The 12038-nt window shown below is 33.8% G+C and carries 13 protein-coding genes; 8 read left to right on the top strand and 5 right to left on the bottom strand.

All coding sequences use genetic code 11. The features are described 5' to 3' along the window. Window positions 1–6: 6 nt before the first annotated feature. Complete coding sequence (locus QO200_RS12145) at window positions 7–699, top strand: uracil-DNA glycosylase (RefSeq protein WP_371540546.1); 693 nt, start codon at window positions 7–9, stop codon at window positions 697–699. Window positions 700–1006: 307 nt separating this feature from the next. Here QO200_RS12145 and QO200_RS12140 read toward each other — a convergent pair whose 3' ends face one another. The 5 genes from QO200_RS12140 to QO200_RS12120 form a co-directional block, all read right to left on the bottom strand. Further along, complete coding sequence (locus QO200_RS12140; protein ID WP_371540543.1) at window positions 1007–1381, bottom strand: DUF4258 domain-containing protein; 375 nt, start codon at window positions 1379–1381, stop codon at window positions 1007–1009. 36 nt (window positions 1382–1417) lie between these two features. After that, on the bottom strand, window positions 1418–2617 hold the full coding sequence (locus tag QO200_RS12135; protein ID WP_371540541.1) for an alanine dehydrogenase: 1200 nt from the start codon (window positions 2615–2617) through the stop codon (window positions 1418–1420). 88 nt (window positions 2618–2705) lie between these two features. After that, complete coding sequence (locus tag QO200_RS12130; RefSeq protein WP_371540538.1) at window positions 2706–3185, bottom strand: GNAT family N-acetyltransferase; 480 nt, start codon at window positions 3183–3185, stop codon at window positions 2706–2708. Window positions 3186–3198: 13 nt separating this feature from the next. Continuing rightward, a complete protein-coding gene (tsaE, locus tag QO200_RS12125; RefSeq protein WP_371540535.1) occupies window positions 3199–3606 on the bottom strand; it encodes a tRNA (adenosine(37)-N6)-threonylcarbamoyltransferase complex ATPase subunit type 1 TsaE in 408 nt (135 codons plus the stop codon). Between the two features lie 47 nt (window positions 3607–3653). Next, a complete protein-coding gene (locus tag QO200_RS12120; protein WP_371540532.1) occupies window positions 3654–5207 on the bottom strand; it encodes a PglZ domain-containing protein in 1554 nt (517 codons plus the stop codon). Window positions 5208–5873: 666 nt separating this feature from the next. Between QO200_RS12120 and QO200_RS12115 the strand changes: the two genes are divergently transcribed. From QO200_RS12115 to chrA, 7 genes are all read left to right on the top strand, one after another. Next, complete coding sequence (locus tag QO200_RS12115; RefSeq protein ID WP_371540530.1) at window positions 5874–6293, top strand: MarR family winged helix-turn-helix transcriptional regulator; 420 nt, start codon at window positions 5874–5876, stop codon at window positions 6291–6293. A 2-nt stretch (window positions 6294–6295) separates the two neighbouring features. Beyond that, window positions 6296–6718, top strand: coding sequence for an organic hydroperoxide resistance protein (locus tag QO200_RS12110; RefSeq protein WP_371540527.1), 423 nt, complete (start codon window positions 6296–6298; stop codon window positions 6716–6718). A 36-nt stretch (window positions 6719–6754) separates the two neighbouring features. Next, window positions 6755–7390 carry an NAD(P)H-dependent oxidoreductase gene (locus tag QO200_RS12105; RefSeq protein WP_371540525.1) on the top strand — a complete coding sequence of 212 codons (636 nt, stop codon included), beginning with the start codon at window positions 6755–6757 and terminating at the stop codon, window positions 7388–7390. Window positions 7391–8307: 917 nt separating this feature from the next. Further along, window positions 8308–9621 (top strand): serine hydrolase domain-containing protein, encoded by a 1314-nt coding sequence (locus QO200_RS12100; protein ID WP_371540522.1) that lies wholly within the window; start codon window positions 8308–8310, stop codon window positions 9619–9621. Between the two features lie 170 nt (window positions 9622–9791). Next, a complete protein-coding gene (locus QO200_RS12095) occupies window positions 9792–10322 on the top strand; it encodes a GNAT family N-acetyltransferase (protein ID WP_371540519.1) in 531 nt (176 codons plus the stop codon). Between the two features lie 52 nt (window positions 10323–10374). Next, the gene (locus QO200_RS12090) at window positions 10375–10860 is read left to right on the top strand and encodes a GyrI-like domain-containing protein (RefSeq protein WP_371540516.1); all 486 of its coding nucleotides are present in this window, start codon (window positions 10375–10377) and stop codon (window positions 10858–10860) included. Between the two features lie 39 nt (window positions 10861–10899). Continuing rightward, window positions 10900–12033 carry a chromate efflux transporter gene (gene chrA, locus QO200_RS12085; protein WP_371540513.1) on the top strand — a complete coding sequence of 378 codons (1134 nt, stop codon included), beginning with the start codon at window positions 10900–10902 and terminating at the stop codon, window positions 12031–12033. Window positions 12034–12038: the final 5 nt, after the last annotated feature.

Below are 12038 nucleotides of genomic sequence, written 5' to 3'. Positions count from 1 at the left end.
TATATTATGAAAATCAATCTTGAGCCGGGGTGGCAGGCTATTTTAGCAGACGAAATTCAGAAACCTTATTTTAATGAATTAATAGAAAGTGTAGACGAAGAATACAAGCTTAATACTTGTTATCCACCGAAGGATTTGATTTTTGCTGCTTTTAATTATTGCAGTTTCGAAGAGGTAAAAGTGGTGATTATAGGTCAGGATCCCTATCACGGGAAAGGGGAGGCTAATGGCTTGGCTTTTTCGGTAAACGACGGTGTGCGGATTCCGCCTTCACTTCGAAATATTTTTAGGGAAATTAGTGATGATTTAGGAACTATTTTTTTACCCGCATCAGGTAATTTAAATTCGTGGGCAAAGCAAAGTGTTTTACTTTTGAACGCTTCTTTAACGGTACGTGAAGATACGCCAAACAGCCACAAACATTTAAAGTGGAACCTTTTTACGGATGCCGTAATTCAAAAGATCTCTGATGGTAAGGAAAAAGTTGTTTTTTTACTTTGGGGTAATTTTGCGCATAAAAAAGGGCTTAAAATTGACCGAAGCAAACATCTAGTTTTAGAATCGGGACATCCATCGCCTATGAGTGCAAACCAGGGAAAATGGTTTGGAAACAAACATTTTAGTAAAACAAATTCCTATTTGAAGGCAAATGGCGAAAAGGAGATCGATTGGATTTTTAATAACGGTAGCCTTTTTTAATAGCGTGAGTTATTTTTTAACATATACAAGCATAGATTTTTTTTTTTCTAAAAAAAGAAAAATCCGCTGTTAAAAAGAATATTAATAGGTGTTAGGCTTTATGATCTTTCCTACATTGATATGACAAAAAAACGGAAATTCATTGACAACTCTCCTATAAAACTAGGATTCCGCGTGAGGGATTGAAGCTAGCTACCAAAGTAGCGCGTAAAGCCCGACAGCAGATAAAAAAAGGGCTTATTACCGCAAAGTAATAAGCCCTTTTTTTCTATGGTGGCACGCCCAAATAATGAAAGTGCCTTTTGTTTTATTTCTTTATGATTTCTTCCAGTATAGCCTTATTCTCGTGATTGCTTACTTTTAATATAATTTTCTGATTTTTAGTAGTTTTGCCTTCAATAACATATACTTTTGCTTTGTGAAACTCAGTATTACTATTGTCAAAATCAACATCTCCAAACTCTAATGTGTTTTTGATGTCGATAGTATCAATCCATTTTTCAGCTAATACTTGGGATGCTTTTTCAGAATATTCGAAAGGTTTGTTTCTTAAATCATTTAAAACTCTGGCATTTGGAAAATAATTACAGCGGGTATCTTTTCCACTAAATATAAGAGAAACAAAAAATATACCTATAACTAATCCCACTAAATAGTAGGCAAAACGATGGAAAAACTTCATGAATTATTTTTTTTGCAAAGGTAGCGGAAAGTTTATTTAAAACACAATTAAATTGATGTCGTTATTAGGTAAATCGAACCAATCGCCAATAACTTTATTCGTCAGAATACCATGATAAAAGTACACTCCGTGTTTTAACCCTACATCACACCGAATAGCACTTTCAAGTCCGCCATCCTCAGCAATCTGCATTAAAAAGGGAGAAATTATATTACTGATACCCAGTGAAGCTGTTTTTGAATAACGCGAAGCAATATTAGGAACGCAATAGTGCACTACATTGCTTTTAATAAAGGTTGGCTTTTCATGCGAGGTAACTTCTGATGTTTCAAAACATCCTCCGGTATCAATGCTTACATCGACAATTACTGCACCTCTTTTCATATGTTCTACCATGGTTTCAGTAACTACTACCGGACAACGTTGTAATCCAGTCATTGCTCCAATGGCAACATCACAACGCCTTAATGCTTTCAATAAAGATTTAGATTGTATGGTGGAAGTAAAAATCCGTTGGTTCAGGTTGTTTTGTAGTCTACGTAGTTTAGTGATCGAATTATCAAAAACTTTTACGCTGGCTCCTAATCCTATTGCGGTTTTAGCAGCAAATTCTCCAACTGTTCCAGCGCCTAAAATAACTACATCTGTAGGAGGAACTCCAGTTATGTTTCCAAATAATAGTCCTTTTCCAAATTCATTAGTAATCATGAGTTCAGCCGCAATTAATATCGAGGCGGTTCCTGCAATTTCACTCGAAGATCGTACAGCAGGGTAGCTACCATCCTCATCTTTTATGTATTCAAATGCTAAAGCGGTTATCTTTTTTTTGCTTAATGCTTCAAAGTAACTTTTTTGCATCGTTTTTAATTGAATCGACGAGATTAGAATAGTCTGGTTGTTCATCATCGCGATCTCCGCAAGAGTAGGAGGTCCTACCTTCAAAATCATCGGACAGCCAAATACCTTGGCAGTATCTTTTGTCACTTCGGCACCTGCATCACTATATTCTTTGTCGGAGTAACTTGAGCTTTCTCCTGCTCCTGACTCTATCATTACGCGGTGTCCATTGAAAGACAAAGAGTTAACAGCGTCTGGAGTAAGGCAGATACGGCGCTCTTGATAACTGGTTTCTTTAGGGATACCAATAAAAAGATCGCTTTTTCTTCGGCTTACCTCGAGTTTTTCTTCCTGTGGTAATAACTGTTGTTTAGTGAAAGGAGTTATTGCTATTGACATTGATAAAGTTAATTAGTAAAGGTAAAAATACGTAAAAAGATTAAAAAATAAGGCTTTCAACAGAGATAAATATTCGAAAAAGATTGATTTATAACCCTAAAATTAATTTTTCCATTTTAATATCGGCTCTTTCATAAATGCCATGTTCTAAAGGAATTTCTTTAAAACCATATTTTTCATAGAGGCCAATTGCAGGAATTAGTTTTCTGTTAGAGTAAATAATAATTTTTTCAATATCATTTTCTTCAGCGGTTTTTATACAGTGTTCCATTAGTTTCTTTCCAATTCCCAACCCTTGAATACCATCCTTAACAGCCATTTTACTCAGTTCAAATTCTGTATCATTCATTTTTATCAAAGACACTGTACCTACGATAGTTTCATTGTACTTTGCATAAAATATCATCCCCCCTTTATCTATGATTTCCTCCTGTGGATTAGAAAGCACAAGTTCATCTTTGGGTTCTATCTTAAAATATTTGATAAGCCATTCAATGTTCAATGTTTTTATTGGCTCCTTTAAATCGGAAGAAAAAGGGATTATTGTAACTGTATTCTCTGCGTTCATGGTAGGTAATTATTTAGCTTAACTCTAATAAACGTTTTCCGCCGTTTAGTTCCTTAATCGTAATAACAGAATGGGAATCTGGAATTAGGTTTGGGATATTTTCTGCCCATTCAATAAAGCACCAGTTTCCAGAATATAAATATTCATCTACTCCCATGTCTAATGCTTCAGTTTCGTTTTGCAATCTATAGAAATCAAAATGGTAAACAATTTGATTGTCAATAGTATGATATTCATTAACTAAAGAAAAGGTTGGACTACTTGTTGCTTCCATAACACCTAGTTCTTTAGCAAGCTGTTTGATAAAAGTGGTTTTTCCAGCACCCATATCTCCATGAAAAAGGATTACTTTTTTTGGTTGATCAGCGACAATTCTACGTGCTGTATTTTCGATTTCATCTAATGAAAAAGTGATTTCCATTTTAAAAATTTGTTTAAAGTTTAAGGTCTTAAGTTTTATTGACTAGACTATTTCGGATTAAAAATCAAAAACGGAATAATCATCTCCTCCAATGAAATTCCACCGTGCTGATAGGTATTTCTGTAATAACTGACATAATGATTAAAATTATTTACATAGGCTAGAAATAAATCATTTTTTGCAAAAATATAAGAACTACTCATATTAATGGCAGGTAAGCCTATTTTTTTTGGTTCTTTTACCGCATAAACATCTTTGTACTCATACGTAAGGCTGCGTCCTGTTTTGTAACGCAAATTTAGACTAGTATTTTTATCACCTACTACTTTCGACGGATTTTTCACATTTATCGTTCCGTGATCTGTGGTTAATATCAATTTGAATCCTAGTTTTTGTGCTTGCTGAATGATTTCGAGCAGGGGAGAGTTCTTGAACCAACTCAAGGTCAATGAGCGGTATGCTTTATCGTCAGAAGCAAGTTCTTTAACCACGTCCATCTCCGTTTTTGCGTGCGATAACATATCTACAAAATTATAAACTACAGTAACCAGGTCGTTGTCTTTTAAACCTTTAAAATTCTCAACGAGTTTTTTACCGGCTGCCAAATTTGTGATTTTAAAATAGTCCTCTTTGATGTTTAGCCCTAATCGTTTCAACTGTGCCGATAAAAACTCAGCTTCATAAAGGTTTTTACCACCTTCTTCGGGATCATTTTTCCAATATTGCGGAAACTGTTTTTCCATTTCTAACGGCGTCAAACCGGAGAAAATAGCGTTTCGTGCATATTGAGTTGCCGTAGGCAGAATAGCGAAGTACGGCACTTCTTTTTCCAGTTTATAATAGTTAGACACTTCGCTTTCAAAGGTCTTCCATTGATCGTACCGCAAATTATCGATAACGACAAAAAGAATAGGTTTGTCTTTTTTTACAATTTCAGGAACGACTAATTCTTTAAACAAAGTATGTGATTGCACGGGTTTATCTGCTTTTGGTAAGAACCAATCCTCATAATTGCGTTCGATGAATTTTCCAAACTGCGAATTAGCCTCGGCTTTTTGGGATTCCAAAATTTCGATCATTCCATGATCGTTGATATTCTCCAAATTAAGCTCCCAAAAAATTAATTTCTTGTATAGCTCCACCCAGTCTTCATAGGAATTTACCATCGCCATTTCCATAGAAATTTTTCGGAATTCTTTTTGGTAGTCCAAAGTAGTTTTCTGTGAAATAAGGCGAGAGTGATCTAGGTTCTTTTTTAAACTCAATAAAATCTGATTTGGATTCACCGGTTTAATTAGGTAATCTGCAATTTTTGAGCCTATCGCTTCCTCCATGATATATTCTTCTTCGCTTTTGGTGATCATGATCATGGGAACAGCCGATTTTTTCTCTTTCATTTCAGAGAGCGTTTCGAGTCCGCTCATTCCAGGCATGTTTTCATCTAGGAAAACAATATCAAAATTCTCGTTTTCAAATATATCAATTGCATCGCGACCGTTGTTGCAGGTCGTTACACTGTAGTTTTTCTTTTCCAGGAACAATATGTGAGGTTTCAAATAATCGATTTCATCATCTACCCAAAGTATTTTTATCTTATCCATATATATTATAAATAGTATTCTAAATTTCTAATTTATTGTGCCAATTTACAGCTTTTTGAAGCGCTTATTTCCTAATATTATGATAAAATTTATTGATAAAAGATTGATTTGTGTGTGGTTTTTAATGGAGCAACAGGATTGAATAAAGCAGTAATATAAAAAAAGGTTTAGACAGACCTATTCTTGTGAGGATATAGCACCAACATATAATTACTAGTACCAGTCTCGCAACCATAGCTATTCCAACGTTAAACTCATAATAATCAGATTAAGCGAAATATAGAAGATTTTTCATTTTATTAGAGCAAAGTAATTTCTAACTAAATTCTAACATCAAATTGGGGAATCATGCATAACATAAAACGATCTATTTTAACTGTAAATGAAATATTAAATAGGAAGGGAAATCTTTTTTTATAGAAAATTCATTCAATTTAATCCTATACTAAAACGCTGTTTTTGTTCTAGGTTTTTTGTTGAAATGGAAAATGAAGTAGGAACACACAAATAATTGATAATATGAATATAGACGCTTAAAAGGAGTTGAAAAAGTACCGTGCAATCTTTTTGATATAATGAGACAACTGTTAAAACAATATTAATCTTTGGTAAGTAAATTGTGTACAATTTAATTGTGCACTATATTTGTAGAATCAAATAAGAAACATGAAAGACCAATTACATATAAGTGAACAAGTTTGTTTTCCAGTTTACGTTTTGGCGAAGGAAATTATTAATCACTATCGTCCTTTGCTTGAAGAGTTACAGCTAACTTATCCGCAATATTTGGTCATGCTTGTGTTGTGGGAATATAAAGAACAAACCGTAAATCAACTGGGAGAAAAATTAAGACTAGACAGCGGGACACTAACTCCTTTACTTAAAAGAATGGAGCAAAAAGAGTTTGTTTATAGAATACGAAGTACAGTTGATGAGCGGTTAGTCAATATTTCGTTAACGGAGAAAGGGAAAGCATTAAAAGAAAAAGCATCTTGTATTCCAGCTCAGTTAATGGAATCGATGAACATCTCAGCCGAAGATTTGTTAGTTTTAAAAAACATAATTACCAAAATATCAAAAAAATAGAAATGAAAACATTGTATACCACAAAAGCTACCGCAACCGGAGGTAGAAACGGACAAGTAAAAAGTGAAAATGGAATTCTGGATGTAGAAGTAAGACATCCAAAGGCTTTGGGTGGAGGAAATGATGATTTTGCCAACCCAGAAATGCTTTTTGCAGCAGGATATTCAGCTTGCTTTGATAGCGCGCTTAACTTGGTTATTAAAAAAGAAAATATCGAAACCGGAGAAACAACAGTTTCGGCTAAAGTAAGTATTGGTCAAAATGAAAGTGGAGGTTTCGGACTAGAAGCTGAGTTGCATGCTAATATTCCCGGGGTAACCATCGAGGAAGCACAAACTTTAATTGAGAAAGCACATCAAGTTTGTCCTTACTCTAATGCTACAAGAGGGAATATGCCAGTAAAATTGACAGTTTCAAACAATTAAATAGAATTATATACCTTAGACATAAATAAAAATAAAATGACTTTAATAGAAAATTTAAACTGGAGACATGCTGTAAAAGCATATGATTCTACGAAGAAAGTAAGCCAAGAAAATATTGATAAAATTATAGAAGCAGCTCGTTTAGCACCAGCTTCATCTGGATTACAACCGTTCAACGTAATTGTAGTTGAAAGCCAAGAATTAAAAGAAAAATTAGTAAAAGGGGCTTTAAATCCAGAATGTATGAGAGATTGTTCTCATGTTATTATATTTGCTGGATGGGATCGTTACACTGTAGAACGAATTGATAAAATGTACAATTATACTACAGATGAGCGTGGATTACCAAGAGGACGTTTTGATAGTTATACGGATATGTTGAAAAAAATATATCTTGACCAACCAGCAGAGGAGAACTTTGCACACATTGCGAGACAAACATATATTGCACTTGGACTTTCATTGGCGCAAGCCGCTGAATTAAGAATAGATAGTACTCCAGTTGAAGGTTTTGATAATAGTGTGGTGGATGAAATCTTAGAATTAGATAAACGCGGATTAAAAAGTGTCTCTTTAATGTATGTAGGTTATGCTGATACGCCAAAGGATTGGATCGCTACTATGAAAAAAGTAAGAACACCGAAGGAAGAATTTGTAATTGAATACAAATAATTAATAATACTATAGTGTGGATTTTCTTTTAAAATTTATACCATGTTAAATAGAAAAAGCCTAGATCAAGACGACGTTTTGATCTAGGCTTTTTTGGTTTAAATAATTGAGTACTATTTTACTGCTGTTTTAGTTTGTTTCATAATTAAATTAAATTTTTTAAAATATTGGTTCCCAATGATTTTATTCTAATTTTATGCTTTGTACTACCAATTCAATTTAGGTTGTTATGAATATGTATACAATCCATTTATTTTTTTATATTAGTACAAAATTAGTGCTAATTTTTAAGCTGTGTCATTAGAATCAAAGACTAATAGCCCAAGATAATTGGTTATATCCGCGCTAATATTTAATTTACAAAAGGATAATTTAAATAATAGAAATAGTATAATAAAGAGTTTATTACAACAAACACTAGAAACCAATAATACCTAACCAATTTTTATGAAAATATCTAAAACGATATATTTAGTATTAGCAATACTATTTTTAATTTCTTTCATCTACTCCTTGTTTGATACCGCAGCAACACACAAACTATTTTTTTGGGAGGTTAATATATGGGTGTACCGATCCTTTAGATTAGCAATAGCTGTGCTATTTATGAAATCGTATTTAGATATGAAAAATGCTGAAAAGAGAACAAGGCAATAAAATCTATAACGTACTTGTTCTACAAACTGAGAACTAGTTCAGATTTACAATCTTTGCCCACACAGTGAAACAGTATATAGAAATTATAAGCGTAGATTTTCCTTTGTTCGAAAGGACAAGCAGAAGTATCAATACTTTTATTTATATCAATAACATAATAGTCAAAACGCTGTTGCAAAATTGAATTTTATGCAGAACCCTATTTCGATTAAAATAATTTTTAGTTAATCACTACTCAAACCATTACAAATTAATTCAAAATGAAAAATATTCTTGTCTTTTTAATAGTACTATTCTCGGTACCTAGCTTTGCTCAAAACTTCAATAAAGCCAAAATTGATAGTCTGTTTCAGGTTCTACAAGCTAAAGATAAATACATGGGAAGCGTAGCCGTATCTGAGAATGGAAAAATAATTTACAGCAATGCGATAGGGAAGGAAGATATTGCAACTAATAAAATAGCAACTGTTTCTACCAAATATAGAATTGGTTCCATCTCTAAAATGTTTACTTCGGTTTTAGTTTTTAAAGCCATCGAAGAAAAGAAATTAAGTTTGACTCAAACTATTGAAAGCTATTTCCCTTCGGTTGAAAACGCATCAAAAATTACGATTAGCAATTTATTGAACCATCGCAGTGGAATTTATAATTTTACCAGCGCTCCAGAGTACAATAGCTATAGCGCGCAACCTAAAACTGCAAAAGAAATGGTTGCTATTATTGCTAATGGCAAAAGTGTTTTTGAACCTAACAGCAAAGGTGAATACAGCAATTCTAATTATGTGCTACTGAGTTACATTCTCGAAGAAGTTTACAAGCAACCGTATGCTGCCTTAGTACAAACAAAAGTTGTGAAGCCATTAGACTTAAAAAACACCTACTTTGGAGGTAAAATTGATTTGGCTAAAAACGAAGGCTATTCCTATAGCTATACAGATAAGTGGAATAAGGAAACTGAAACAGATATCTCAATCCCAATGGGAGCAGGAGGAATGGTATCAACACCAACTGATTTGACCCAGTTTATTCAGGCATTATTTGACGGTAAACTAATCTCGGTAACGTCATTAGAACAAATGAAAACAATTCAGGAAAAATACGGAATGGGGATTTTTCAGATTCCGTTTTATGATAAAACAGGATATGGACATACTGGCGGAATCGATGGATTTGGTTCGGCTTTGTCTTATTGGCCAGAGAGCAAACTAAGTATTGCGATCACTTCAAATGGTATAAATTATGGAAATAATGATATTGTGGTTGCTATATTATCTAGCTATTACAATAGAAAATTTGAAGTCCCTACGTTTACTACTTTAGCTCTAAAAACAGAAGATTTAGACCAATATTTAGGAGAATATGGAAGTCCTACATTTCCTCTTGCCATTGCTGTAACAAAGGATAAGACTAAATTAGTGGCTCAAGCAACAGGACAAGGTGCTTTTCCACTAGAAGCTATTAAGAAAGATACATTTGAATTTAAAGCAGCAGGAATAACGTTGGAATTTAATCCAACATCAAATCAAATGACTATAATTCAGGGTGGAATGAAAAATGTATTGACTAAGAAGTAATCTTTTTTAGTTTTATCATTAAGAATGGGAATAGCTCAGCTATAATTTAGACTATAATATCTTGAAAAACCGGGTAAAAGTACGCATCTTTTTAAAGGGTAAGTTGATTACTTTTACCTTTTAAAATTTCGAGGAAATAGGTTTGGAATTTTTAGATAAAAACACACAATGTGAATTTAATAATAAACGAATTGAAAACATTTGAAACAGAGCGACTCTTTCTAACACCCACCAATAAAGCCGATGCCGAATTCATTTTAGCACTTTTCAGCACACCAAAATGGATTGAATTTATAGGAGATCGAAATTTAAAAAACGTTCAAGATGCCGAAGAATATATCGCGAATAAAATAACACCCCAAATTAAAAAACATGGTTTTGGAAACTATACAGTCACTCGAAAATTTGATCGTGCAAAAATTGGCTCCTGCGGACTTTACGATCGAGAAGGTTTGGACGGTATTGACATTGGATTTGCTTTTCTTCCCGAATATGAAAAAAAAGGCTATGGATTTGAAAGTAGCAATAAGCTAAAAGAAGTCGCTTTCAGTGAATTTAATTTAATGGAAATTAAAGGAATTACTTCAGAAAAAAATATCGGCTCTCAGAAATTATTGATAAAACTAGGTCTCCAATTCGAAAAAAACATTAAATTGACAGAAGATACCGAAGAGGTGTTGCTTTATAAATTAGCGTTTTAGAACAAAAAGTATCAGTTTTGAATTCTTAAATACTAATTAAAATTACCCGATAATGGTTCCAAGAATAGTAATATTTCCCGAAACAAAAGTGATAGGAATGCGAATGACGATGTCCTATAGTGACTATAAAGCGAAGGAAGTATGGAAGCGTTTTATGCCGAGAAGAAAAGAAATTTTAAATACTATAGATACGGATTATTACTCGATGCAATTGTTCAGCCCTACTTATTATGATAATTTTGATCCCACCGTACCGTTTGACTATTGGACAGCTGTAGCAGCCAGTGATTTTAAAATAATTCCTGAAGGAATGGATTCTTTTACAATCAGTAGCGGTCTTTATGCTGTTTTTAATTACAAAGGAGGTCCTAGTGGTTCACCTGCTGCGTTTGAATATATTTTTGCTACTTGGTTGCCAGGATCAGAATATGTTTTAGATCACAGACCTCATTTTGAAATATTGGGTGATAAATACAAAAATGACCATCCTAATTCTGAAGAAGAAATTTGGATTCCCGTGAAACTGAAAAAACGGTAACTTTGCCGACTGAAATTTACTAATAAACGAGCGATCGTAATGAATGAAAAGCAAAAGTTAAAAGAAGTGGCCGCACTTTTTTTAAAGTTAGGAATTATAGGTTTTGGAGGTCCCGCCGCACACATTTCTATGATGCGAGAAGAGGTAGTGGTAAAAAAAAAGTGGCTTGAAGAACAACATTTTTTAGATTTAATAGGCGCCACTAATTTGATTCCAGGCCCCAACAGTACAGAAATGGCAATCCATATCGGTCACGAAAGAGCAGGATGGAAGGGGCTTATTGTTGCGGGATTATGTTTTATCATCCCAGCCGTTATTATAACAGGAATCTTTGCCTGGCTTTATAAAGATTACGGGCAATTACCGGAAATCCAACCCTTTTTATACGGTATAAAACCCGCTATAATTGCCATTATTCTAGGTGCTATTTTTCCTTTGGCTAAAAAATCATTGAAAACGGTTCGATTAGGAATTATCGGCGTTATTGTTTTGGTGCTTTCGCTATTGCAGTTTAACGAAATTGCACTTCTTTTTGGCGCTGGATTTTTGGCCTTATTTTGGAATTCAATCACTAACTATGACTCCAATATAAAAGCCAACAGCTGGATTTCGCTAACGCTGTTTCCTGTTTCTAAAACGGCTCTGCTGGCACCAACGAATTTTAATTTATTTCTTATTTTCTTAAAAGTAGGGGCAATCCTATATGGAAGCGGCTATGTTCTATTTGCTTTTCTGGATGCCGAATTGGTCGCCAAAGGCTTGCTGACACGAACCCAACTAATTGATGCCATAGCGGTAGGACAATTCACGCCGGGTCCCGTTTTCTCCTCAGTTACTTTTGTGGGTTATCAAATCAATGGAGTATCAGGCGCATTGATAGCAACGCTGGCTATATTTTTGCCCTCGTTTTTATTTGTAGCCCTATTGAATCCTTTGGTTAAAAAAATGAGAAATTCTAAACCTTTTGCTGTATTTCTGGATGCCGTAAATGTGGCTTCCATCTCAATAATTATATCCATTTGCTACGAATTGGGAAAAGAAACCATCATAGATTGGCGCACCATTTTAATAGCAATAGTGAGTATGGTAATTGTTTTTAATTATAAAAAAATAAACAGTGCCTTTATCGTTCTTGGAGGAGCGTTTTTTGGTTATTTATTGATGTTACTATAGTAAAA

Source organism: Flavobacterium sp. Arc3 (assembly GCF_041431375.1).
GTDB lineage: Bacteria > Bacteroidota > Bacteroidia > Flavobacteriales > Flavobacteriaceae > Flavobacterium.
The sequence above is the reverse complement of the archived record's forward strand: the minus strand, read 5'-3'. Positions and strand labels throughout refer to the sequence as shown.

Coding starts and splice junctions, on each gene's coding strand:
- QO200_RS12145 (WP_371540546.1), top strand. CDS start 7: ATGAAAATCAATCTTGAGCCGGGGTGGCAGGCTATTTTAGCAGACGAA.
- QO200_RS12140 (WP_371540543.1), bottom strand. CDS start 1,381: ATGAAGTTTTTCCATCGTTTTGCCTACTATTTAGTGGGATTAGTTATA.
- QO200_RS12135 (WP_371540541.1), bottom strand. CDS start 2,617: ATGTCAATAGCAATAACTCCTTTCACTAAACAACAGTTATTACCACAG.
- QO200_RS12130 (WP_371540538.1), bottom strand. CDS start 3,185: ATGAACGCAGAGAATACAGTTACAATAATCCCTTTTTCTTCCGATTTA.
- tsaE (WP_371540535.1), bottom strand. CDS start 3,606: ATGGAAATCACTTTTTCATTAGATGAAATCGAAAATACAGCACGTAGA.
- QO200_RS12120 (WP_371540532.1), bottom strand. CDS start 5,207: ATGGATAAGATAAAAATACTTTGGGTAGATGATGAAATCGATTATTTG.
- QO200_RS12115 (WP_371540530.1), top strand. CDS start 5,874: ATGAAAGACCAATTACATATAAGTGAACAAGTTTGTTTTCCAGTTTAC.
- QO200_RS12110 (WP_371540527.1), top strand. CDS start 6,296: ATGAAAACATTGTATACCACAAAAGCTACCGCAACCGGAGGTAGAAAC.
- QO200_RS12105 (WP_371540525.1), top strand. CDS start 6,755: ATGACTTTAATAGAAAATTTAAACTGGAGACATGCTGTAAAAGCATAT.
- QO200_RS12100 (WP_371540522.1), top strand. CDS start 8,308: ATGAAAAATATTCTTGTCTTTTTAATAGTACTATTCTCGGTACCTAGC.
- QO200_RS12090 (WP_371540516.1), top strand. CDS start 10,375: ATGGTTCCAAGAATAGTAATATTTCCCGAAACAAAAGTGATAGGAATG.
- chrA (WP_371540513.1), top strand. CDS start 10,900: ATGAATGAAAAGCAAAAGTTAAAAGAAGTGGCCGCACTTTTTTTAAAG.